Annotated in this window: 17 protein-coding genes; all 17 read left to right on the forward strand. The window is 41.4% G+C overall.

Going from position 1 to position 24,748, the window contains the following annotated elements; genetic code table 11:
• Positions 1-90 precede the first annotated feature (90 nt).
• The 17 genes from L0M98_RS07600 (at position 91) to L0M98_RS07680 (ending at position 24,735) form a co-directional block, all read left to right on the forward strand.
• On the forward strand, positions 91-3,636 hold the full coding sequence (locus L0M98_RS07600) for a SusC/RagA family TonB-linked outer membrane protein (protein WP_370645620.1): 3,546 nt from the start codon (positions 91-93) through the stop codon (positions 3,634-3,636).
• A gap of 11 nt (positions 3,637-3,647) precedes the next feature.
• A complete protein-coding gene (locus L0M98_RS07605; protein ID WP_227215331.1) occupies positions 3,648-5,183 on the forward strand; it encodes a RagB/SusD family nutrient uptake outer membrane protein in 1,536 nt (511 codons plus the stop codon).
• Positions 5,184-5,207: 24 nt separating this feature from the next.
• The gene (locus L0M98_RS07610; protein WP_227215330.1) at positions 5,208-6,185 is read left to right on the forward strand and encodes a putative zinc-binding metallopeptidase; all 978 of its coding nucleotides are present in this window, start codon (positions 5,208-5,210) and stop codon (positions 6,183-6,185) included.
• 50 nt (positions 6,186-6,235) lie between these two features.
• A complete protein-coding gene (locus tag L0M98_RS07615) occupies positions 6,236-7,240 on the forward strand; it encodes a TlpA family protein disulfide reductase (RefSeq protein WP_227215329.1) in 1,005 nt (334 codons plus the stop codon).
• A 96-nt stretch (positions 7,241-7,336) separates the two neighbouring features.
• Positions 7,337-9,037: a S8 family serine peptidase gene (locus L0M98_RS07620; protein ID WP_227215328.1), complete on the forward strand. Its 1,701-nt coding sequence runs from the start codon at positions 7,337-7,339 to the stop codon at positions 9,035-9,037.
• Between the two features lie 6 nt (positions 9,038-9,043).
• Complete coding sequence (locus L0M98_RS07625; protein WP_227215327.1) at positions 9,044-10,186, forward strand: hypothetical protein; 1,143 nt, start codon at positions 9,044-9,046, stop codon at positions 10,184-10,186.
• Positions 10,187-10,235: 49 nt separating this feature from the next.
• Positions 10,236-11,387 carry a hypothetical protein gene (locus L0M98_RS07630; RefSeq protein WP_227215464.1) on the forward strand — a complete coding sequence of 384 codons (1,152 nt, stop codon included), beginning with the start codon at positions 10,236-10,238 and terminating at the stop codon, positions 11,385-11,387.
• Positions 11,388-11,422: 35 nt separating this feature from the next.
• A complete protein-coding gene (locus L0M98_RS07635) occupies positions 11,423-12,694 on the forward strand; it encodes a thioredoxin domain-containing protein (protein WP_227215326.1) in 1,272 nt (423 codons plus the stop codon).
• Between the two features lie 16 nt (positions 12,695-12,710).
• The gene (locus L0M98_RS07640) at positions 12,711-13,820 is read left to right on the forward strand and encodes a TlpA disulfide reductase family protein (protein ID WP_227215325.1); all 1,110 of its coding nucleotides are present in this window, start codon (positions 12,711-12,713) and stop codon (positions 13,818-13,820) included.
• Between the two features lie 3 nt (positions 13,821-13,823).
• Positions 13,824-14,639: a hypothetical protein gene (locus tag L0M98_RS07645; protein ID WP_227215324.1), complete on the forward strand. Its 816-nt coding sequence runs from the start codon at positions 13,824-13,826 to the stop codon at positions 14,637-14,639.
• 28 nt (positions 14,640-14,667) lie between these two features.
• Positions 14,668-15,756 carry a TlpA disulfide reductase family protein gene (locus tag L0M98_RS07650; RefSeq protein WP_227215323.1) on the forward strand — a complete coding sequence of 363 codons (1,089 nt, stop codon included), beginning with the start codon at positions 14,668-14,670 and terminating at the stop codon, positions 15,754-15,756.
• 6 nt (positions 15,757-15,762) lie between these two features.
• Positions 15,763-16,854, forward strand: a complete 1,092-nt coding sequence (locus L0M98_RS07655; protein WP_227215322.1) for a TlpA family protein disulfide reductase — start codon at positions 15,763-15,765, stop codon at positions 16,852-16,854.
• A 236-nt stretch (positions 16,855-17,090) separates the two neighbouring features.
• A complete protein-coding gene (locus L0M98_RS07660; RefSeq protein ID WP_227215321.1) occupies positions 17,091-17,669 on the forward strand; it encodes an RNA polymerase sigma factor in 579 nt (192 codons plus the stop codon).
• A 93-nt stretch (positions 17,670-17,762) separates the two neighbouring features.
• A complete protein-coding gene (locus L0M98_RS07665; RefSeq protein ID WP_099290335.1) occupies positions 17,763-18,950 on the forward strand; it encodes a FecR family protein in 1,188 nt (395 codons plus the stop codon).
• 103 nt (positions 18,951-19,053) lie between these two features.
• Positions 19,054-22,425, forward strand: coding sequence for a SusC/RagA family TonB-linked outer membrane protein (locus tag L0M98_RS07670; protein WP_227215320.1), 3,372 nt, complete (start codon positions 19,054-19,056; stop codon positions 22,423-22,425).
• A 12-nt stretch (positions 22,426-22,437) separates the two neighbouring features.
• Entirely contained in the window at positions 22,438-23,976 is a 1,539-nt protein-coding gene (locus tag L0M98_RS07675; protein ID WP_227215319.1) for a RagB/SusD family nutrient uptake outer membrane protein, read from the forward strand.
• A gap of 18 nt (positions 23,977-23,994) precedes the next feature.
• On the forward strand, positions 23,995-24,735 hold the full coding sequence (locus L0M98_RS07680; RefSeq protein WP_227215318.1) for a DUF4843 domain-containing protein: 741 nt from the start codon (positions 23,995-23,997) through the stop codon (positions 24,733-24,735).
• Positions 24,736-24,748: the final 13 nt, after the last annotated feature.

Genomic DNA, 24,748 nt, shown 5'->3' on the forward strand with positions numbered 1-24,748 from the left:
TGATACAAATCTATGAAAAAAAATTGGGACTTGTTGCCAATAATATGGCAATACAGGAAAACTAAATTCTTTTTGTGTATGAGAATCTTGATGATTTTATTGCTGATCGGGTCTTTGCACCTCTCGGCAAACAGCTTTTCGCAGACAAGGGTGTCTTTAAACATGAAAGACGCTACGGTGCAGGAGGTCTTTTCCAACTTGGAGAAGATGACGGATTACACGTTCCTGTACAAGTTGGATTTGGTAGGCAAGTGTGGAAAAGTGAACGTGGAAGCCACGAATAAAGATTTCAGTCAATTACTGGAGGATTTATTGAGTCCGCTTGGTTTATCTTTCAAGATTGATGATCGAGTGGTGGTGATTACTGCTGCTAGGGTGAAGGATGAGAAGAAAGATGAAAAGAAAATGATCACAATCAAGGGACGTTTGTTCATGGCGGATAGTACCACGGTGCCGGGGGCGACGGTTATCTTGAAAGGTACGTCTACTGGTGTAATCACGGATATGGCGGGTGAATTTACTATTACCATCCCGGAAATGGAGGCTCCCGTGTTGGTGTTCTCGTTTATGGGGTTAAAAACGAAAGAGGTGAAGTACACCGGACAGAAGATTATGATGGTGTTGATGGAAGAGGACTCGAAGGCGATGGATGAGGTGGTGGTTATGGGATACCAAAGTGTGAATCGCCGGGATATGGTGGGTGCGTATACGACGGTGAGGGCATCGGATATTATGATGCCTTCCTATAATACGATTGACCAGATGTTACAAGGACGGGTTGCCGGTATGGTGGTTATGAATACCAGTTCCCGTGTAGGAACAAGCCCCAAAATCAAGATTCGGGGAACGACTACGTTGGTCGGGAATCAATCGCCGTTGTGGGTAGTAGATGGGATTATTCAAGAGGATCCGTTGGAAATAAATACAACAGATTTGTTTACGCAGGATTTTAAGGATATTATTGGTAACCAAATTTCTTGGTTGAATCCAATGGATATAGAAACGATTACCGTGCTGAAAGATGCTTCGGCTACAGCTGTTTATGGTTCAAAGGCTTCCAATGGTGTTATTGTTATCACAACAAAGAAAGGTAAGGTTGACCGAATGACTATAAACTATGCGGGAAATATGTCGATAAACACGAAACCGAATTACGGAATGTTTAATTACATGAACTCCAAAGAGCGTATTATTTTTGCTCAAGAGGTGTTTAATGCCGGTACTTCTTATGTTCAAGAGCCTATAAAGCAGCCTTATACTTATGAAGGTACCATGAGAATGTACTTGGATGGTGACATCAGTTATGATGATTTCATGCAGAAGAAACATTATTTTGAAACGGTAAATACGGATTGGTTCGATTTGTTGACACAAACAGCTGTGAGTCATAATCATAACTTGAGTGTTTCAGGGGGGACAGAAAAAATGACGTATAATATTTCTTTAGGATATAATGATTCTGAAGGACAAGAAATTGGTAACTCAAGCGAAAGAATGACAGGACGTGTTGGAGTGGGTGTGAATTTACGTAAGAATATACGTATAGACGCAAGTATCAATGGAAGTACTACTACAAATAAGGGATTTGGAAAAGATGTAAATCCAATGTCGTATGCGACAACTATGAATAGGGCTATTCCGGCGTACGATGAAAATGGAGAACCTGTTTTTTATCAAGTTGCTGGAGGGTATGAATATAATAGTAGAGTAAAATCTTTAGCTTATAATTTTATAAACGAACGGGATAATAGTGGTTCGCGTATTGAGGAAACGCATTTGTCTGCTAGTTTAAATTTTAGTTGGGATATTCTTGATTGGTTGAAGTATGAATTTACAGGAGGATATACTCGTGCGCAAAATAATAATGAAACATGGAGTTTAGAAAAAACTTATTATATCGCATCGAAATTTAGAGGATATGATTACGGTACAGTAGAGCCCGGGAGTGCGGAATTTAAGGCTGCAATGCTACCTTTTGGTGGTGTGTTAGCTACTATAGACGGTTTATCTTCTTCGTATAATATACAAAATAAACTATTGGTATCTAAAACTTTTAATGAAGATCATAGATTGAATGTAATGTTAGGAATGGAACTTCGTTCGTCCTCGGTTAAAAGTAATGCCAATAGAGTGTTTGGTTATGTACCGGATCGTGGTGAAAAATTAGTAAAACCGACACCGCCCGATGTTTTTGAGGGAATAGGCAAATCTTACGAAGATTGGGGTATATTGAAGGATTTGTTTTCGGGAGATTGGAATAGAGTGAAAAATACGGATAATTTCCTTTCTTATTTTGCAACAATTGCTTATTCTTTGAAGAATAGATATGTTTTTAATTTTTCTATTCGTAATGATGAGTCTAATCGATTTGGACAAGATGCGAACAAACGTTTTGATCCGACTTATTCGTTTGGTGCCTCTTGGAGAGTTGTGGATGAACCTTGGATGGAAAGTATTGTAGGTTTTGTAAATTCACTGAATTTGCGAGTGACTTACGGTATTCAAGGAAATGCGGCGACTCGGTTAGGACCGGATTTGGTGCTTTACCAAAAAGGTGTTGCTGATGTATATAATCAATATTATTCTACAATCAGTAGATTGCCGAATCCCAATTTATCATGGGAAAGAACGAAATCTTGGAATTTTGGATTGGATATGCAATTGATTGATATGTTTAATGTTGCATTGGATTATTACACGAGAAGTTCGAACGCAATTGTTTCTCAAGATATTCCGTTTGAATACGGTAGAACTTCGATGGATATAAATGGAGGAAAGATTCGTAATAGCGGGGTGGAGTTTACAGTTAGTTTTAGTCCGATACAAACGAAAGATTGGGCTTTAAGTATTTCCTTGAATTCCTCAAAGAATTGGAATAAGGCTGGTAATCAACAATATACATCTGCAAGAGGAGAGTATCTGAGTGGAGCTTCTGGTAAAATTTTGAAAAAAGGATATTCTGTTACCGGTTTTTGGTCTTATTCTTTTGCAGGTTTAAGTGCTGAAGATGGGCATCCGTTATTTAATTATCTGGATGTTCCGGAAGAGGAGCGGAATTCTAAAGTGGATCCAACGACATTCTTGGTATATTCCGGGGATAAAGAGCCTTCATTTACCGGAGGGTTGAGTCTAGGATTACGTTGGAAAGATTTTTCTTTGTCGACGAACTTTTCTCTATTACTTGGGGCTAAAAAACGTTTACCTTCACCTTATACAGGTTTCCCTAATGGAGGATTGAATGTACCGAAAGAATTGGATAATCTGAGTAAAGATTTGAATGATAGGTGGAAAAAGCCGGGTGACGAGAAAAAAACAATTATTCCAGGAGTTGTTATTCCCGGACAGAATTATTCGCAAGTTTTGCCGGATAATGGTTCAGATTATTGGATTTCCATGTGGGAGCAATCGGATGTAATGGTGGTGGATGCTTCATTCTTGCGTTGTAATCAATTGTCTTTATCTTGGAATGTGAATCGGGAATGGTGTAAAAAAATGGGGTTGAAAACTCTTAGTGTGAATGCCGGAGTATCTAATTTGTTTGTTATTGCCAGCAAGAAGTTTAATGGTTTTGATCCGGAATTAGGTAATAGTGTACAACCGAAGAATTATTCATTGGGGGTTAATATTGGATTTTAATTAGAAAGAAGATGAAAAAGATATTAATAGTATTATTTGCAGGCGTATTGGCGGCATGTTCAGATTTCTTGGAACCGAAGTCGCAAAGTGAGTATATCCCCAAGGAGGCAACGGCTTTAAATGAAATGTTATTGGGAGAAGCGTATCCCATGTCATCTGGTAATGGAAAGGAACTTTTGGATATTATTTCCATATTGGATGATGATGTGATGTGTACGAATACTCCGGGAGTTATTGATGCTACTGTGACAGAATCGAACTCGAATGATTTTCTTGTTGTACGTGCTTTCTTTTCCTGGCAATCGAATATACATGATGTATTGAGGGATTATAGTGCGAGCAAAACGAATCACTGGGCGAATTATTACTCGTATATTTTGGGTGCGAATGCAGCATTGGATTATGTGGACGGGGTGTCCGGCACGGAAGATGAGAAAAATCTAGTGAAAGCACAAGCGTTAGCTTTGCGTGGTTTTTATTATTTTTATTTGGTAAATATTTGGGGGGAGTCTTATAATCAAAATAAAACTGGTTTAGGTGTTCCTTTGAAATTAACGAGTGGAATGGAGGAGCGGGATATTCCGAGAAATTCAGTGGAAGAGGTGTATGAACAAATATTGAAGGATTTGAATGAAGCAGAAAGGTTGTATGGTGAATTGCCAGAAAATTTACGATTTAAAAAAGATTATAGAACTAACCTTCCCATGGTTCAATTATTGAAGTCTCGGGTATATTTGTACATGGAGGATTGGAAAAACGCTGCGCTCTATGCTAAAAAAGTAATAGAAGATTGGAATTTTGCATTGACAGATTTGAATGGTTTGTCAGAAGGTTCGTATTATAACTTTATATCAATGGATTGTCCCGAAGCAGTATGGGTGTTTGGATCAATAAGTAAATATATGACTTATTTAAATACTAGTGTATACATAGAAGATCCAATGGATGAAGAGGAACATATTTCCATCGATTTTTTCAATGCATCTGATAAATTATTAAGTTTGTATGTAGAGGGTGATTTGAGAAAAACAAATTATGTATTGCGAGAGAGATATAAGGATTCGTATGGTAATCAATACGAAGGTAATTATTTGGCAGTAGGGAAGTTTGCAATTAATCCGGATCATAATGTAGCTAGTACTCTTGGATTTGGCCACGCATTTAGATTGCCGGAGGCTTATTTGAATTTGGCGGAGGCTGCGGCAATGGATAAAGATGATGAAACGGCATTGTGGGCATTGAACGAGTTACGGAGAAAGCGTTTTACAGAAGAAAAATATGTTCCAATTTTTGGAGTTAGTGGAGAAGCATTAGTTGAAAAAATTCGGTTGGAAAGACGTTTGGAATTATGTTTCGAGGGACATCGTTGGTTTGATTTGAAACGTTATGGTACGACTCCTATTGAACACCAATGGAAAATGGAGGGAGAATTAGTTCAGACATATTTGTTGCCGGTGAATGATCCATTTTATGCATTTCCTATCTCGCAGGATGTGTTAGAGCAGAATAAGAACTTGGAACAAAATAAATTGTCTAATCCTAGATAGTTGTTAAATATAAAAAGATAGATTATGAAATGGATATATACATTGTGTAGTATCATGATTATGGGGTTATTTACCTCTTGTTATGATGAAAAAAGTTTAACACCTACAGAAGATGGGGAAGGGATGAGTCGATATGAATTTCCACAGGGGACAAATGCTTGGGATGACGATATCGTAGAAATTTGGGAAAAATTTAACGTGTATTTGATATACAAGGATTTCACGCATGCTGATTTTAATCGTTCTTGGACAGGAGGTGGTTTAGGAATTGAATATTATGGGGAGGATTTGACGGATGAACAAGCAGAACGGGCAACTCGTTTTATGAAAGAGCATGTATTTGCATATTTGAACGAGAAGGTTATATCTAGGGTATTGCCCATGTATTGGTATATGGCTTATGATGTCCATGTTCTTAATATTATCCTTCCGGGAATTTTGGAATTTAAAAATCCTCAACCAGAATATAACGATGGTTTGGATTTTTGGGTAATTTGTCTGGAAGGTGAAGATCCGGAAGATTCAGGTATGATGGCGGGTGGTGATAAAATAGATTTTCCTGTAACCAAAAGGGATTTTTATCTAAGAAGAGGAGGAGTACTAGAGCATATATTATTGACTTCTTTTGATAAAGGTAATATTGAAATTCCTGCAAGTTTTGAAACGGGTTTTGATTATAAAATGGAAGTTAAAAGTGCTGATTGGGAAGTGGATGATGAAAATTATTATTTAACTCGAGGATTTCCCGGATATCCGGGATCTGGTACTATTGGAGATGGTTTTAAACCTTTAGTATATATAAAAGACATGAGTAATATCACCAATTTTCAGACGTATATTCGGTTCTGTTTGTATTATTCTGTCGCAGAATTGGATGAAAAATATCCTCGTTCTAAATATCCGCTTTTGAGAGAGAAGCGAGATTTCGTGGCTAATTACTTTAAGACAACATACGGAGTTGATTTTGATGCCATCATAGAGGGACCTGAAATTGGGGAATAATTTGAAAAATAAATCGGGAGGAATTTTCCTCCCGATAAAAAACGAATGGTATGTTTAAAATCGGATATATACTTGTTATTTCGTTATTGTTGAGTGTTACAACTTTTGCCCAATCAGGATTGAAGATTTCCGGAAAGGTGAGGTTGTTGAAATCGACAGAAATAGAATTGAGGACGATTGAGGGAGAAAGGTTGTTGGCGGTTTCGGCAAAGAATGGGGAGGAGTTTGTTATGGGACATTTGGAGATAGTGCCGGATGTTTACCTGATTTGTTTCGGGGAAACAAGTCAGCCGATTTATTTGACGAATACCGAGGTGACGATAAAAGGATTTTACGATTGTCAGAATGTGGGGAATAGTTCGTTGGATTTCACGGGGATTGACAAGTATTATGAATTGTTGAAGTGGTTGCCGAAGGAGCAGTTCGCGCAAGATAAGACGATAGATGTGGGTGTGAAAGGGAAGTTGGAGGGGAATATGTATAGTGCCTTGGCGTATATTGCGAATATGTCGACTTATGAGCCGAATAAGTTGTTGTTGGACTGTATGGCGGGGAGGGCGCTGGAAACGGCTTCCGGGAAGTGGTTGAAGCATCGGGCGGATAGTTTGTATCATTATTCGATAGGTGCCCCGGCGTACGATTTCACATTTCAGGATGCTAACGGAAAAAAGGTGAGGTTGAGTGATTTTCGCGGAAAGTTTGTTCTCGTGGATTTTTGGGCTTCATGGTGCGGACCGTGTCGTGGGGAGATGAAGAAATTGGTACCGATATACAACGAGTTGAAGGGGGATGATTTGGAATTTATCAGTATATCGTTGGACTCGAAAGAGAAGAATTGGAGAAAGGCATTGGAAGAGGAGAAATTGCCTTGGGTGACGTTGTGGGATGAAGAAGGTTTTGTTATAGGTAACAAGCCGAACATGATTCAACGGGCGTATGGTTTTTATAGTATTCCGTTCATTGTTTTGATTGACAAGGAAGGACGTTTGCTGGCAAAGGATTTGAGGGGAGAGCGGGTGAAAGAGGAGATTCTGAAGGCCAGAAGGGGGTGGTAATTTTAGATTTATGATTAGAGGTTTTGATTTTGGATTAACGATTGGTGAGAACGAGTCGTATTGATATTGTATTGTAAAAAAGTAAAACTGTAAGAGATGAAAAAGTATTTTCTGTTATTAATGGCAAGTGCATGTATCAGTGTTGCTGATGCACAGTTGGTGAAACAGAATGATCAGGGTGAAAAGAAGCAGGCTGATCTGGATTGGTATAATTGTTCGTTTGAAAAGGACGGGGTGTACGGTGCGGAAATAAACAAGGCGTACGATTTTTTGAAAGGGAAAAAGATTAAAAAAAGACCGGTGGTTGCTTTGATTGGGACGGGAATGGATGTGGAACATGAAGATTTGAAGCAGGCGATTTGGTTTAACCCGAAAGAAAAGGCTAATGGAAAGGATAACGATAAAAACGGTTTGGTTGGGGATATCAACGGTTGGAATTTCTTGGGCGGTAAAGACGGTCAAGTGATGGAGAGTACGATGCGGGAAGGTGATCGGGAGTTTTTACGGTTGAAAGATAAGTATGCTGATTATATATTCGACGGGAAGGATTATTACAAGGTTATTAATGAGAAGATGACGAAGGTGGCTGCCCCGGAAAATATAGAAGAATATAATTATTTCCGTAATAAGGTGTTACCGGAATCTCCGATGGCGGGTAGTTATGCCGGGTGGCAATTGACTTATTTGATAAGGGATTATGCCGCTAAGTTTGACCGGATGATGAAAGAGCGTTTTCCGGGAAAAGAGTTGACCCAAGAAGAATTCGGGATTTGTTATGACCCGAAAGCACCTCGCGATTCTTTGTCTGAAGTGGCGTTTATGATGTGTGCTTATGCTTTTAGTGTTTATCAGTCAGATAAATGGGAAGATGTTTATAAAGGGATAAAAAGTGGTGCCCAAATAGAATTGTCTGGAAAAGAATACAGGGAGAAAGTAGAACGTTTCGGGTCGGATGGGCGTGCTGAAATCATAGGAGATAATTATCTGGATATAAATGATAATAAATACGGGAATAATGTATTGTTGACGACAGATGCAGCGCTCGGTACTATGGTTGCCGGTATTGTTGCTGGGAAGAGAGATAATGGTTTGGGGGGAAACGGTATTATGGATAAGGCTGAGATTATGGCGTTGCGAGTTATGGCAGAGGGAGAACCTTATTTGAAAGATATCGCATTGGCCATTCGTTATGCCGTGGACCACAACGCTGATGTTATCATGTTGCCGGTTCAGAACACGCTTTACCCGGAGGAACAGAAAAAATGGGTTTGTGATGCTTTGGAATACGCGGAGAGTAAAGGTGTTTTCGTTGTTTCTCAAGTGTGGGATGCGGCGCAGGATTTGGCAGAGGAAACTTATTTCCCGAATCGTTGGATGACGGGTAAAAAGGAATTGACGAATTTGATGATAGTTGCTTCTTCTGATAAAGCGGGGAATCCGTCCATGAATTCGAATTATGGAGCCAAAGAGGTGGATTTGTTTGCCCCGGGTAGAGATATTTATTCTACCTACACGGGAGATACTTATCAAACTGGAAACGCTATCGGGTTTGCTGCCGCAACCACGGTGGGGGTCGCTGCTTTGATGAAAGCGTATTACCCGGAGTTGACCGGAACGCAGATTCGAAATATCTTGTTAGAGTCCGTAACATCCAGAAAAGACGCAGAGGTTGAAAAGGCTATTGTCGTGAATGGGCAACATACACAAGATTTATTCTTGTTTGGAGATTTGTGCCTTTCCGGTGGGATTATTAATGCTTATCAGGCAGTAGTGGCTGCTGATAAGGTGTCTAAATAATGAGTTATGAGAATAGGAATTAAGATTATTCTCGGATTGTTGTTGTGTTTGATTGTTGTGCCGCTTTCGGCACAACAAGTCAAAAGCGTGATACCGTACCGGATGGTGGGGGGAAAGATGATTGTGGATATGAGTGTGAATGGCAAGGTGCGTTCGTTTATATTCGATACGGGGGGACAGATGGCTTTGACCGGGGAGCTTTGTGAAGAGTTGAATATTCCGGTGGTGGATTCGGTGAAGGTGACGGATGTAAACGGAAAAGAGGTGGGACTTCCCCGGGTGCTAGTGTCTAGCCTGTTGACCCCGGATGAGCGAATTAATTTCTCCGGAGTTCCGGCAATGAAGTTATCAACACCTTCTCCTTTCGAATGCTTCCATGCGGACGGATTGATTGGGAGTGATTTGCTTAAGAATCTGATTGTCGAGATTGATGGTAAAACTAAAACGATAACGGTAACTTCTGCCGAGAAAGCATCGACCGTTTCTTTGCGTAAAATGCTTCCGTTTTCGGGGAAAGGATATATGCCGATTATCACGTTGCAAGCCGGGGCGGGAAATAGTTTGGTTGCCTTATTTGACACGGGGTGTCCTAGTTTTTTGTCCTTGAAGGACACGGACTACGAGGAGCTGAGTGCTAAAAGTGCTTTTGAGGTGAAGAGTAAAGGAGTCGGGGGAGGCTCTATAGGTGTCGGGGGGATGACAGAGTCAAAGGTTGCGTATCGAGTGGAGTTGCCGCTTTTGTCGGTGGGAGCGACTAAATTCAAGAATGTGACGGCGGAGACTTCAACGCCGCCTTACACGTTGTTGGGGGTGAAGTTGTTGGAATACGGTAAGGTGACGATTGATTATTCTCGTAAACGCTGGTATTTTGAGCCTTACGAGCAAGAGTTTGACATGGCAAGTAAGCATTATAACGTGAATTTGCAAGTGAAGGATGGAGATTTAGTGGTTGCTACGGTATGGACGGCTATGAAAGGTGTAGTAGAACCCGGTGATAAAGTGCTAAAGATAAATGGCAAACCCACGGGGAAATATGATTTTTGCGAGAGTATTATCATGGGAATACCGGAATTGAAAGCGAAGAAAAAGACGAAATTGACAATTCTCACGAAGGAGGGGGAGAAGGTGATAGTGTATCAAAAAGAATGAGGGGATTGGCTATTTATGATTTACGATTTATGATTTTGGATTTATGATTATGAGGAAATTGGCGATGATAGCCGGGATGTGTCTGTTGGGGATGACTACATGGGCACAATCGACGAAACGGGTGTGTGACACGATACATTACGAGTTTGTGCAGGATAAGATTATTATTCCGGTGACGGTGAACGGGGTGACAGTGAAATATATCGTGGACACGGGAGGGCAGACCGGGACGGATTGGGAGAACGTGCAGAAGATGGAAGGTGTTGCCACGGGAGCCTCGAATCCTATTTCTGATTTGAACGGGATGAAACAATTGTATCAGGTGGCGGAAGTGAAAGACGTGCAGTTGAGCCCGAATTATAAGTTGTCAAAGATGAAAACCATGGTTTTCCCCGTGGGCGGATTGTTTCAGGCGTTGGGGGTAGCCGGAATCCTTGGAGGAGATGCGTTTGCCCAATCGGTGGTGACGTTTGATGCGAGGGAGCAAATTATGGTGATTAATTACCCGTATCGTCCCGAGCGTTTGAAGATTACAGACGGGGTGGAGATGTTCGGGGGGACGACTCACCACTCTATCGTGAAAATGGAGTTGGGGGGAGTAGAAAAAGAAGTGTTGTTTGACACGGGTGCGGGAGGCTTTTTGTTGTTGAATGATGCTGTTTTTAAAGAGATTGAGGAGAATGGAAATGGGGAAAGAGTGGCACGAGGTTGCGGAATTAATGGAATAGGATTGGAAGGATTGTGCGACCCGGTGGAGATAGAGAAAGTCAACGTGAAAGAAATGGTTGTTTTAGGGAAGAAATTCACGAATGTCGGGAGCGTGATTTCAGGGCGTAACTCTATCCTTGTTGGGGTTGATTTGTTGAAATACGGGAAAGTGGTGATTGATTATATGCGGAATCGCTTGTATTTTTTCCCTTTTGATTCAGGAGCTTCGGATATGGGCGGTGCGCCTAAAACATGGAACGTGGGTATTTTGCCCGCTAATGAGCGTTTCGAGATTACCACGATATGGGATAGCATGAAAGACGTGGTGGCTTTGGGTGAGCAAGTGATTGATATTAACGGTACGGATATCACGGGATTCCCGATGAGTCAGGCGGTGATTGATGATTTGATGAATGCTATCGTGGAGGATACAGCCTATATTATTGTGTTGCGGGACGGAAAGAAGGAAAAGATAGAGATTAGGAGGGAGTGATTTTATTTATGATTTTGGATTTACGATTTATGATTATGAGAAAGTTAATGATGATATTGGGGTTGAGTTTGTTGAGTATAATGACATGGGCTCAATCGAAGAATACGTCCGTGGAGGTAAAGGATTACCGGGAGGTGGACGGAAAGATTATTTTGGAAATGGTGGTGAACGGGGTGATGGCTGATTTCGTTTTGGATTTGGCGGGGCATAATGCAATATTGCCGGAATACGTGGAAAAGTTGAATATTGATGCGAACGTGAAGGGAGATTTCCGTTACGATACATTTCAATACAAACGGGTTCCGGTGGAGAAATCGGTAAATATAGAAACAATTTCCTTTGGGAATAGCGTGTTCGGTAACGGGGTTGCGGCATTTGTGTTGAAAGATGAACCATATTTGCGAAAATTAGGTGTCGCTGGTATTGTCGGGGGAACGTTATTTCGGAATGTCGTGTTGACGATAGATTCGAGAAGAAAGAAAATTACGATGAGTAATCCTTATCGTCCTGCTTATATGAAATTGGACCATCGTTCTAATATAGAAGTGGTCACGGGTTCAGGGATAGTTTGTCCCGTGGAATTGGATGGGGTATCTTACTCTTTGTTGCTGGATACGTGGAATGATGGAATGATTGTTTTGAACTCGGCTGACTTTGCCGGATTCAGCGGGAAGGACGGGAATGGAATGAAGAAAAGCGTCGGGTATGCCGGTATTGACGTGGCAGCCTCGAGTAAGATTGCCGGGAAATGTCGTTTCGTGAAAAGCGATTTCACGGATGTGGCTGTTGTCGAGAACGAGTCTTTGCCTCGGTCGGTACTGGGAAACGGTATCTTGAAGCGAGGGTTGGTTTCCATTGATTACGGGAAACAGAAAGTGTATTTCCAACCGTTTGATTTGGCAGAGGTGAAAGATGAAGTGACGGGAAGCAATGAAGTAAAGGTGGAAGCCGGTAAATTGAACCCGATAACACGGGAGTATTTTTTGGAGCATGTTTACGATTACCGGAAGAGCAAGGAGTTTGTGTTCAAGGGGGATAAACCTGTCGTGATTGATTTCTGGGCAACTTGGTGCGGACCGTGTATGCGCTTGATTCCGGAGTTGGAAAAAATGGCGGAAAAGTATAAAGACCAAGTGATATTCCTGAAGGTGAATGCCGATAAAGAGAAGGAGTTGTGCGGTATGTTTAATGTTGTGGCGTTGCCTACTTTGTTCTTTATTCCTGTCGGGGGAAAACCGATTATAGACGTAGGGGCGACTCCGGAAAAGTACGTGGAGATTATTGAGAACCAGTTGTTGAAGAAGTAGAATTAATTGATAGATTATGAGATTAATAGGAATTGTATTCTTGTTGTTCGTGTCTTTGAGCGGGATGGCACAGCAGGCCGAAACGTTGAAAGAATACGTGACGAAGAGATGGGAAGATTTCAAGGTGCCGGAAAAAGAGGTTGCTAAAGCGATTCTGGCTGAACGGGAACAAATAGCAAGATATATAAAAGCGAATGGCGCTTCGAGGGAGGCAGTACAGGAGAACGGGGCTCAAGCTATTCGTCGGGTGGCTGATTTGTATGACGAGGGGAAAGATGCCCGGTTAAAGGCTTCTGTGATTAAAAAAGTATTGAAAGGCGTTGACTTGTCATCCAAGGAATTCGTGAAATGTTCCGGTTTAGAGTTTGTCGTCGAGGATTATTACGGCTTGAAGGCAGTCATGGAAGGTGCCCCGGCAGAAGAGGCTTGGGGAAGTATGTGGTTTAATACCACGGTGGAAACGATAGGGAATGACTATGATTACCGGAGGTATCGTCAGATACTTGAATTGAATAACCCGGAGTTGTCATTGGCTTATTTGTCTTGTCTGAGGTCTGTTTTCAGGTATAACGGGTACACGAAGGGATTGGACGAGCTCCGTCCGTTGTTCGAGAAGAATATGCCGGAAGGGGATTTGAAGGATGAAATCAATAAATTGTACGAGGGGTACGAGCATCTGAAAGAGGGAAACGTTGCTCCGGCATTTACGCTGAAGGACTTTAAAGGGAAAGAGCATTCTTTATCGGATTATAAAGGGAAGGTGTTAGTCATTGACGTGTGGGCTACGTGGTGCGGGGGATGTATTGCCAAGTTGCCGACATATATGGCTATGAGTCAGAAGTATAAAGAACGGGATGATATTGAATTTATCACGATATCGATAGATGACAAAGGGGCTTTCAATAGTTGGAAGTATGCCTTACCTCGTTTGAAGTTAATGGGAGTAACTAATTTATTGGCATCCAAGGGTGAGTGTACTTTCCAGAAAGATTATAACATAACAGGTATTCCCCGTTATTTTCTGATTGATAAGGAAGGGAAAATCGTATCGGTTTATGCCCCGACACCCGGAAAGGCTTTTGAAGCATTGATTGATAAGACATTGGAAAAATACGTAAGAGAGTAGTGTATGAAAATAACTGTTTGGTGCGTGCTTTTGTGTATGCTGGCAACCGGGCAACGGGTAAATGCCCAGAGTAAGGTGACGGAACAACAAAAAAGTGAATACGCGAAAGGAAATCAGGACCCGAAGTTTTTAAAGGGGTATATTGATGCCTTGAAGGCTGACGGGCGGACAGACGAGTTGAATGATGCTGTCGACCGTTATCTGATGGTGCTCCCGTTGAATGAACGTTATTCGGGGGAAAACTTGCATTATTTTATAGAGGATATAAATAGTTTGAACGCGAAGTCTTTCACGGGTATTATTGAACATTGGAAAGATATTCCTCTGGCAGCGAATCAGGTGGAAGAGGTCGTGAAGAAGATTAATGACGTGTGTAAGACGACATTTTTTCAGACCTTTTTTCAAGAAGGGGACGCCAAGGGAATGCCGACCGTGGATTGTTCCTCGTTGCTGGCAGCTTTGAAAGGGTCGAAAATCCCGGTGCCGGAAACCCGTCGCCGATTGATAGAGATGTGGCAGAATTGGCGGGAGAAAAAGGTTGATAGTATGATTCGTGCTTTTGAACAATTTGTTACCGCATATGCGAACGAGGATAAGGAGGGGGCTTTGCAACTTGACCTGATGTTGGACGGTGTTGTTTTAGGGAATATGTTGAATTATATTTTGGAAGAATGTAATTTTGAGCAATGTTCGAGGATGTTTGAAGTTATGGAGCATGCCATCGAGAAAAACGGGCGTACCGGACTCTGGGATTTGATAGGAAAGTCAAGAGATAATTTTGAGGGGAAGAAGATGATGTTGGAACTGGGAGAGGAATGATTACGAGGATATATTAAATGAACAAGATATGAGATACTTCATTGCTTTTTTAGTGGTTTGTTGTGTAGGATGTACACGAGCATCACGTTACGCTTTTACCCTGAAAGGTGATCTGGACGGGATGAAATACGGGAAGGCTTTTTTGATAGCCCCCGGGGATAGTGCAAAGATTCTGTATACGGCAGAGATTGACGGCGGGAAGTTTGAAATCAAGGGTGAGTTGGACGAACCGGGGGCGTATATATTGAAGGTGAATCGTAGGCAGTTCTATTTTTTCATGGATGGAAAGAATATGGAGGTGACAGGCGATTATTCAAAGTTGGGGAATCGTAGCGTGAAAGGCTCTCCTGCCAATGACTTGAACGAGGAATACGATAAGATTGCTCAAGAACAATTCTATACCGTGAGAAACGCACTGATAAGCGAGTACAAGGAGGCTTTGGACGCGGGGGAACAAAAGTTGGCGGACGAGAAGATGACGGAAGCGTTGAAAGCGGAAGAAATTCAATATCGTTTGACGAAAGAGTTTGTCAAGAAATACCCGGACAATATGTTTTCCGCTTATATTGCGGATAATGTAAAAGGGGAGAGCCATGAGAAGGGGAAGGCGTTGTACGACTTGCTTTCGGAAAGGAATAAATCGTCCTATTACGGGCGTTTGTTGAAGAAACACACGGATGAATTGGCGGTTTCGGCTTTGGGGGTTCCTTGTCCTAACTTCACGGCAACGGATGAGTCCGGAAATAAGGTATCTTTGGATTCCCAGAAAGGGAATATTCTGATATTGGATTTTTGGGCATCTTGGTGCGGACCGTGTCGGCAGGAGATGAAAAACCTGCGGGAGCAGTACGCTGAATTTAAAGACCAAGGGGTGCGTATCATGAGTATTTCTTTGGATGATTCCGTGGAGAAATGGAAGAAAGCTTGTGATGAGGAGCAGATACCGTGGATTAGCGTGAGGGATGACAACGGGTGGTCGAAGTCGGAGATACGGAAATTGTTCGGGATACAGGCCATTCCTTTTATCGTGTTGTTGGATAAAGACGGGAATATCGTGGCAAAGAATATCCGTCGGAACAGTTTACGGGAGAAGATTGTCGAATTGTTGCAAAAATAGTAGGTTATGAAGGCAAGAAATATTTTACTGGTTTGTATCATCTTGTGTAGTGCTTTTGGCAGTTATGCCCAACAACAGAAATCGAAGGATGAGGTTTTGCTTGAAAAGATATACGCTATTTATAATCGTATCCCTAGGGGATTGGGTAAAGATGAACTTGTCCGGAAGGTGAATGATGCGGAAAGGGAGGTGCGGCAGGCTATGGATTCTCTTTCCGGCAAGGATGCCAAGCAGAAGGCGGAGTTACTTTGTTATAACGGGATATTGTGGAGTCTGGGTGCGCAAGCTGTTGAGATGAAAGATAAGGCATTACAAAATGAAGTCGCGGAACGAGTGAAAGGGCTGGATTTGGATTCTCCGGTATTGGAGGTGTTGACAGACGTGGAGAGAACCAATTTGTTGAACGGGTATTTCCGTGTTTTTATGCCGGAATTGTCGGAATTGGCACGTGCTACTTATGTTTTGTATAATATCAAGAGTGAAGAGGTGCGCAATCCTTACGTGTTGTCCGTTTTGGTCTCCGAGTTGAAGCGACACGGCTACACGGATGAGGTAAAAGGTCTGATGGAGGATATAGAAATTTGTTCCAAGACCGAGTCAACCCGTCAGGCGGCGTTGGAATTGAAGGAGAGGTATTATCCCGTGCGCGTGGGGGCTATGGCTCCGGATTTCGAAATGGAAGACGAGAACGGGAAAATGATAAAACTTTCGGATTTCAAGGGAAAAGTTGTGTTTATTGATGTCTGGGCGACTTGGTGCGGGGGATGCGTGGCAGGATTGCCCGCGTTTATAGAACTCAAAAAGCAATATAAGAATCGGGATGATATTGTATTTCTGACTATTTCCGACGATGGGGTGGAAGCAAAAGCCCGTTGGAAGAACTTTCTGCAAGAGAAAAAGTATTCCGGGATTATGCCGCATCTGATTATTAATAAAGAAAAGGATAATTTCACGGGGGATTATTGTATCACGGGTATTCCCCGGTATATTCTGATTGATAAAAGTGGAAAAATCGTGAATGCATGGCATGTCGGGGCGAATCACGAGTATTTCCCGTTCTTTTTCTCCATGGAACTGGAGGGGATGAATAGGGAATAAAGGATGTTTTTCGGGTAATTTCGGTGTAATTCTAAAGTAATCCTGTTTCAGCTTCTTTATCGTATAAGTGTATTATATGTGGTTTATAATTGGAACGAGGTTGTATTACTTTAGAATTCCTTTGGGATTACCCGAAAAATATCTTGTATTAAAAAAAGATGAATGATATGTGAATTTTGTTTGTTTTCTAATTTTTAATACATATTTTTGTTTTTACTTTATAGGTCATTTGTATTATGGAGAAGGCAAACAATAATAATGGCTCATTGTTAGAACGTCTACAACGGGGAGATGAGCAGGCTTTTCAAGTATTATTTGAAGAGTTTTATGCTTCCTTATGTTTGTTTGCAACTCATTACTTGGGGGATCGGGAGGAGGCGGCTGATGTTGTACAAGAAGCATTCTTGAAGTATTGGTATCGGCATGCTGATTTCGATGATTTTCGAAGAATTAAGTCTTTTCTGTACGTGGTGGTGCGCCATGCTTGTTTTAATTTACTTCGGAACAGAAATTTGCGTTTTCGTCTTTCGGATGAGTTGATTCGGGATTCGGAACAAGACTTTCAGAACCGGGTGATGGAGGAAGAGGTACATCGTGTTTTTAATCGGGCAATAGATGCTCTACCAATGCAAATGCGGACGGTTATTAATTATTCCTTGGACGGCTTGAAAAATGCGGAGATTGCTGAGAAGATGCAAATATCCGAAGGTACTGTGCATGCTTATAAAAAAGAAGCTTACAAGAAGTTGAGAGTCAGTTTAAAAGAGTATTATTATCTATTGCCTGTTATTTTATTTCTCTCGAGTGAGTGTTAATAAAAATTAAATATTTAAAGTCCAACACTCCCTAAAATAGGCTTTTTGTGTTCTAGTTGAAAATTACAGAAAAACGTATAACTGGAATACAATATGAATGACGATTTCTTTGATATAGCCGAGTTGGTTAGTAAATATCTGACGGGAGATTTGACTGTTACCGAACAGGTATATTTGGATGAATGGTTGAGTCTTGCAGAAGAGAATCGAGAGTGGTTCCGTTTGGTAACCAGTGACGAATTTGTCGTTCGTAAACGACAGGAATTGAAATCGATAGATGTTCAAGCCGGGTGGAGGGCTCTTTCTCGGAAACGAGCTCGGGAGCGTAAGCGATATTTGTGGATTGATTTCTTGAGATATGCTTGTATTTTTATCCTTGTAGTATCTCCGGTGATTTACTTTTTTATGCAACATACAAGGGAGTGCGTGGATATTAATGCTATGCGGGTGGAAATCCAGCCGGGTACTCCTAAAGCCATGTTGCATATGGCAGACGGTACTATCGTGGATTTAGCCACTCGTTCACGTGATACCTTGAAAGAGTTGGATGGTACGTTGATTGGTTTACACGGGGAGAGTATTGTTTATAAAAATACGGGTATGGCTGAAAATATAGATACGGTTGGCAAGGCAAATTTGTACAATGAGCTTGTCGTACCCCACGGAGGTGAGTTCGTGCTGACTCTTTCGGATGGAACTTTAGTATGCTTGAATGCGGGTTCCAAGTTAAAGTTTCCGGTAAGGTTTAATGGGGATACAAGACATGTTGAATTGGAAGGTGAGGGATATTTTCAGGTAGTCCGGAACGAGAAAATGCCTTTTGTTGTAAGGGCTTCCGGTATGGATGTAGCCGTGTTGGGTACGGAATTTAATATATCTAATTATCCGGAAAATGCAGAGGTCCAAGCAACTTTGATTAAAGGAGCTGTGAAAGTAATTAATTTGAAGGATGAAAATAGTTTTGTGTTGAAGCCGGGTGAACAAGCGGTGCTTGACAAGCAAAACGGAAAGATGACAGTGGCAGAAGTAGATGTCTCTTATGCCATAGCCTGGAAGGAAGGATGTCTTCGATTCCGGGATCGTCCATTGAAGGAGATCATGGATTTTATTGCCCGTTGGTATGATGTTGACGTGGTGTATGAAGATGAAGAGGTGAAAGACTATCTTTTCGGGTGTAATTTTGATCGGCATGAAACGATTGAACCTTTGTTGGGATTCTTTGAACGTACCGGGACGGTACATTTCAGAATCAAAGGTAGGAAAATTGTAGTAAGTAAATAAGTTGAATTACATAAAAATAGCGAAGAATATGCGACTATCCTTCGCTAGTTGATAAGAGCCTCTTGCCGGAGGCATAACTTAAACTTAAATCAATTTCAAAAGTATGAAAAAAAAACGTAGGTGTACTCATTTATGGGTGACAAAAGTGAAAAATTTGTTGCTTGGTGTGCAAGTAGCAGTTTGCTTATTCCTATCAGGAGGTCGAGTTGCACAAGCAATGACGGATGAGCCGTTGATTAATCTTTCGATGAAAGATGTGTCGGTAAAGGATGTCATTTGGGCAATCGAGAAACAGTCGAAGCTGGTGTTCGTGTATAACACGAGAGATTTGGATCAAGCGGGTAAAATTGATGTAGAAATCAAGGACAAAACGGTGCGAGAGGCTCTTGATATTTGTTTGAAAGGCACGGGACTGGAGTATGAAATACAACAGAATACAGTGATCGTTAAACGTAAACAGGAGAAAGCCCCGGAGATAGAGAAACTTGTGGTCAAAGGAAAGGTGGTTGACCGGGATAGCGTTCCTTTGCCGGGGGTAACAATTGTTTTGAAAGGAACTGCTTTGGGCGTTGTTTCCGATAAGGATGGAAAATTTAACTTCGAGATCCCGAAGATGGAACATCCGGTACTTGTTTTTTCGTTTGTCGGGATGCAGACACAGGAACATCAATATACGGGTAAGTCGGAGATTCGGATCGTGATGGTCGAGGATGTAAAAAGTATGGAAGAGGTAGTGGTGACCGGAATCTTTACCCGGAAAGCAGAAAGTTTTACCGGGGCGGCAAAAACATTCCGAAAAGATGAGTTGAAACGGGTAGGGAATACCAATATATTTCAAAGTTTGAAAAACTTGGACCCCTCTCTTAAAATTCTGGACAATAGAACAATGGGGTCAGACCCGAATACTTTGCCGGATATGAGGTTGCGAGGAACTTCATCTTTTCCGGCAGAAGGGAGTGATATTAATCTGAAGGGGAATTATCAGTCGCAGCCCAATCAGCCTTTGTTTATTTTGGATAGTTTTGAAACAACCGTGGAAACTGTGTTTGACTTGGATATGAACCGTGTCGAGAGTATTACGATATTGAAAGATGCTGCTTCTAAAGCAATTTACGGTTCAAAAGCCGCTAATGGAGTGGTGGTTATTGAAACGGTAGGGCTCGGAGTGGAAGGTGTGCGGGTAACTTACACGGGGAATCTGGATTTGGAAATGCCCGATCTGACCAGTTATAATTTGTGTAATGCGGCAGAGAAACTGGAAGCCGAGAGACTTGAGGGGAGTGTATATCAGGATTCGTATAACGGGATGAGCAAGTATTACGAACGATTGAAGCTCGTTAAGGACGGTTTGGACGAGTATTGGCTGTCTAAGCCTTTGCGTGTTGGGGTTGGACAGAAACATGCGCTTACGTTCGAAATGGGGAATAAGGAGATGAAAACGCTTTTTAACGTGGCGTATAGTAACGTGGAAGGTGTCATGAAAGAATCCTATCGTAATACTTTTTCGGGAACGGCACAAATATCTTATCGTAAATCGAATTTTTTGTTTCGGGATATAGCCACAATTACCCGAAATAAAACACAGGATTCTCCTTACGGTACTTTCAGTGAATACGCGAAGGCTAATCCTTATTCCCCGGCATATGATGAAAAGGGTAAACCGATGGAATATTATGCCCGGGGTACTTATTCGGAAAAGTCTCCTTTGTATAATGCTAACACGAATACTAAAGATCAGACTTCTTATTTGAATTTCACGAATAATTTCTATATCGAGTGGACAATTATTGAAGGGCTTAAAGCGACGGGACGTGTGAGTTTTACGACAAAACGGAGTGATGCTGACGAGTATTATCCTTATAATCATACCAGTCAAAGCAATTACAGTCGGGACGTGTATTACAAAAGAGGTGCTTATACTCTGAACACGGGGAAAAGTAACTCGGTATCAAGTGATATTTACTTGAATTTTTCTAGAACATGGGGAAAACATACTTTGTTTGCCAATGTGGGATGGAATATTTCGGAGAATGAATATATGGAGATTGTAAATCAGGCTCAGGGATACAAGACTGACAGTATGGACGAGTATATCTTCGGAATGATGTATAAAGAAGACGGTAAACCTTCCGGTAGCAGTTCTAAAAACAGGAATGTCGGGGTGTTGGGTGTATTTGCCTATACTTATGACGATCGATTTTTATTGGATGCAACTTTGCGTGGAAGTGCGGCGTCTGTGTTTGGGACTGATAATCCTTGGGCTACATTCTGGAGTGTCGGGTTAGGCTGGAACTTGCATAACGAGAAGTTTATTCGGGATTGGGGTTTTTTGGAACAATTTAAAGTAAGAGGTTCTATCGGTTACACGGGTAACCAGAATTTTCAATCCAATAAAGCGGTGGCAACTTATAAATATTATATGAAGGAAAATTACAATTACTATTGGAGTGGTGCTTATTTGAGTAATATGGAGAATCCGGCGCTTCAATGGGAGTTGAAAAAAGATTATAACGTGGGGCTTGATTTGAGAATAAAGGGTGTTACGCTGACTTTTGATTGGTATACTTCCAACACGGAAAATCTCGTGTCACAGATCACGATACCTGCCTCAACCGGATTTACTTCTGTCAGCGAGAACCTTGGGCTGGTGCAGAACCGGGGTGTGGAGGTTTCGTTAGGGGTAAATATATTCAATCGTAGGAATTTCTTTTTGAATGTGAATGGTAATATAACAACGAATAATAATAAATTGAAGAAATTGTCAGATGCGATGAATACTTTCAACGAGAATCAGAGGGCTTTGGCTGCAAAGGAGAATCGAGTTACACCGGTGGTGATGTATTATGACGGGATGCACATGAATACGATTTGGGCTGTACCTTCTTTAGGTATTGATCCGTCTGACGGTTACGAAATTTATTTGAACCGGGACGGACAGATGACAAAGCAATGGAAAGCTGAAGATATGGTTGCCGCCGGAGTTGCGGATTCTAAATATAACGGTAATTTTGGTTTGAATGGCGAGTATAAAGGGATTGGTTTGAGTGTCGTGTTCACTTTTCTCGGAGGTGGAGAACTTTACAATCAAACGCTGGTAGATAGAGTTGAAAATGTCAATATTACTTATAATGTGGATAAACGGGTTTTATCGGGGAGATGGAAACAACGGGGGGATCAAACACAATTCCGGAGGATTAAGAATTTAGGTGATACATATATCATGGGAAATATGCAGGAATCGGATTATACGCGGGCAACGACTCGTTTTGTGCAGAAGGATAACGAGTTGAATTTGTCAGCCTTGAGCGTGTATTATGATTTTCCGCGTGCATGGATGAAGCATATCGGATTCGAGAGAGTGAGATTACAAGCAAACATGAATGATGTTTACAAGTGGTCGTCTATCAAGATCGAACGGGGAACATCCTATCCGTTTGCTCGGACGTTGAGTTTTTCTTTAACAGCAACTTTTTAACGGGTAACCTTTATGAAAACGAGATTATTAATTTTATTGACAGTGTTCAGCCTTGTCTTTATTTCTTGCGAGGACTGGTTGAAAGTAGATTCCTCAACAGAAGTATCACAGGATGATATATTTTCTTCGGATGAAGGTTTCCATGCGGCATTAACAGGGGTGTATATCGGAATGACTTCGACGGATTTGTACGGTATGCATTTAAGCTGGCATATGTTGGATTATTTAGCACATTATTATTGTATGATTTCGGGAAGTAATGATATATATCTGCATAGTCACCAATACAAGAATGCCAGGGTGTACCCGTACGTTAAGAATGCGTGGAACGGTTTGTATAATTTGATAGCGAATTGTAATAATATTTTAGCCAAATTAGAAGAGCATAAATCAGAGTTAGACCCGGTTAATTACCAGTTGGTAAAAGGTGAAGCCTTGACACTGAGAGCCTTCTTCCACTTCGATTTGATGCGGATGTTCGGGTACGGCAATTTGAGAAATCGGGATGTGTCCTCTAAGAAGGCAATCCCGTATGTGACTACGTTTAGTAAAAATGTTACGCCTCAATTGTCTTATGCCGAAACGTTTAAGTTGCTCAAAAATGATTTGTTGGAAGCTATTGAGTTACTTTATGGGGAAGATGGGAAAAATTGTTACCGGATTACAGGGGATGATGATTTTTTTGATAACGGTCCGAATGGAGATGACTACGGTTTCTTTAGTTATTTTAGTTACCAAAACTCTCCTCGGGTGGATTATTATGTGGCAAAAGCTCTTTTAGCTCGTGTTTATATGTGGGAAGGAACAGACGAGGGATATGCCAAAGCTGTGGAGATTGCTGAAGAGTGGTTCCTGACAGAGGACGATTCGGGACAGGATGCTTGGGATTGGGTTTCCCGTTCTCGGGTGACGAATTCAAATGTGCTTTATCGGGACAGAACGTTTTCACAGGAACATATTTGGCATCTTGCCGTGAGAAAGTTGAATGATATTATGGGTAAATGGTTGGATGCATCTAACCCGAATGCGACATATGAACGAGTGTTTTTAACTGAGAATGTAGCATTTACTATTTTTGAAGTGGGGCAAGGGAATGATGTCGGTGTGGATGATTATCGTTATTCTTATTTATTGCAACCCCAGGGAAGCGGTTTGAATAATTACGCTACGTTGAAGTTGGATCAATGTGACGGAGAAACGCAGTACGGGGAAATAATACCTCTGATTAGCACTCCGGAAATGTATTATATATGTGCTGAGGTATATGCAGAACAAGGCAACTTGAAAAAAGCTATTGGTTATTTAAATACGGTACGGCAGGCTCGAGGAATTACGCAGGATCTGGATGAAAATTTGGGTTATCTGGAGGTGAAAGATGAAATACTGAAAGAGTACCGAAAAGAATTCGTGAGTTTGGGACAGCTTTTCTATTTCTATAAACGTTGGGGCATGGAGAATATTGTTGGGTATGCTGGTTCGATGGGAGATGCCGAGTATATTTTGCCCTATCCGGATGAAGAAGTGATATCGGGAAATAGAGTACAGTTTTAACATTAAAAACGTATGGTTATGAGATATTCGATAAAACAATATTTAGCCTTATTCGTTATTGCGTGCATAGGAATCTATGGATGCTCCGATAGTGACATTATGTATTACGAGGGAGGGAATGCATTGCATTTTATGAAACTTCGGCAAGGATTGTCGTTCATGACAAATATGGAAGCTGAGAAAGATACGATGTTTATTAAAGTGTTGCTTGTGGGGGATCCTGTGGAGGTCGAACGGGAGTTTGCCGTGGAGGTAGTTAATGATTCTAACACGACGGCTACATCAGATCAGTATCGTATCGTGAAAGCGACGGTGCCGGCAAATGATACCATTGGGATTCTCGCTTTGGAAGTGCGTAATCCGGAATTTCTGGATATTGAAGAGTCTACTTTGATGTTGAAATTGGCTGTGAAAGATAACGAGTATTTTAAAGCTGGGGGATGGTTGAATTATGTCACGATCCAATTGACATGGACCACAGATTTAGTACAACCTGAAACATGGAATGCGATGCGTTTTTTCTTTACATCGAAATACTCTTCGAATGTTTATCGGGCGATTATAGCGTCTACGGGTTTGACGGAATTCTGGTATTACGATCCGGATCCGGAAACAGGTTACAGGTTAGATCAATACGAAGGATGGGTATATGGGAAAAAATTTGCCGATTGGGTTCGGGAATATAATAGAACTCATGATGACGTGTATCGGCATGATGATGGTGCATATAAAGGTGAGGAAATTATACCTATATATTAATCTAAAAAATAGA

The sequence above is a fragment of the Butyricimonas sp. DFI.6.44 genome, assembly GCF_022132345.1.
In the GTDB taxonomy this organism is placed as follows: Bacteria; Bacteroidota; Bacteroidia; order Bacteroidales; family Marinifilaceae; genus Butyricimonas; species Butyricimonas muris.

What these genes read in the sequence shown, in the direction of transcription:
- L0M98_RS07615 (WP_227215329.1), top strand. Translation starts at nt 6,236, where the DNA reads ATGTTTAAAATCGGATATATACTTGTTATTTCGTTATTGTTGAGTGTT.
- L0M98_RS07605 (WP_227215331.1), top strand. Translation starts at nt 3,648, where the DNA reads ATGAAAAAGATATTAATAGTATTATTTGCAGGCGTATTGGCGGCATGT.
- L0M98_RS07670 (WP_227215320.1), top strand. Translation starts at nt 19,054, where the DNA reads ATGAAAAAAAAACGTAGGTGTACTCATTTATGGGTGACAAAAGTGAAA.
- L0M98_RS07640 (WP_227215325.1), top strand. Translation starts at nt 12,711, where the DNA reads ATGAGATTAATAGGAATTGTATTCTTGTTGTTCGTGTCTTTGAGCGGG.
- L0M98_RS07645 (WP_227215324.1), top strand. Translation starts at nt 13,824, where the DNA reads ATGAAAATAACTGTTTGGTGCGTGCTTTTGTGTATGCTGGCAACCGGG.
- L0M98_RS07675 (WP_227215319.1), top strand. Translation starts at nt 22,438, where the DNA reads ATGAAAACGAGATTATTAATTTTATTGACAGTGTTCAGCCTTGTCTTT.
- L0M98_RS07650 (WP_227215323.1), top strand. Translation starts at nt 14,668, where the DNA reads ATGAGATACTTCATTGCTTTTTTAGTGGTTTGTTGTGTAGGATGTACA.
- L0M98_RS07600 (WP_370645620.1), top strand. Translation starts at nt 91, where the DNA reads ATGATTTTATTGCTGATCGGGTCTTTGCACCTCTCGGCAAACAGCTTT.
- L0M98_RS07625 (WP_227215327.1), top strand. Translation starts at nt 9,044, where the DNA reads ATGAGAATAGGAATTAAGATTATTCTCGGATTGTTGTTGTGTTTGATT.
- L0M98_RS07660 (WP_227215321.1), top strand. Translation starts at nt 17,091, where the DNA reads ATGGAGAAGGCAAACAATAATAATGGCTCATTGTTAGAACGTCTACAA.
- L0M98_RS07630 (WP_227215464.1), top strand. Translation starts at nt 10,236, where the DNA reads ATGAGGAAATTGGCGATGATAGCCGGGATGTGTCTGTTGGGGATGACT.
- L0M98_RS07655 (WP_227215322.1), top strand. Translation starts at nt 15,763, where the DNA reads ATGAAGGCAAGAAATATTTTACTGGTTTGTATCATCTTGTGTAGTGCT.
- L0M98_RS07680 (WP_227215318.1), top strand. Translation starts at nt 23,995, where the DNA reads ATGAGATATTCGATAAAACAATATTTAGCCTTATTCGTTATTGCGTGC.
- L0M98_RS07665 (WP_099290335.1), top strand. Translation starts at nt 17,763, where the DNA reads ATGAATGACGATTTCTTTGATATAGCCGAGTTGGTTAGTAAATATCTG.
- L0M98_RS07620 (WP_227215328.1), top strand. Translation starts at nt 7,337, where the DNA reads ATGAAAAAGTATTTTCTGTTATTAATGGCAAGTGCATGTATCAGTGTT.
- L0M98_RS07610 (WP_227215330.1), top strand. Translation starts at nt 5,208, where the DNA reads ATGAAATGGATATATACATTGTGTAGTATCATGATTATGGGGTTATTT.
- L0M98_RS07635 (WP_227215326.1), top strand. Translation starts at nt 11,423, where the DNA reads ATGAGAAAGTTAATGATGATATTGGGGTTGAGTTTGTTGAGTATAATG.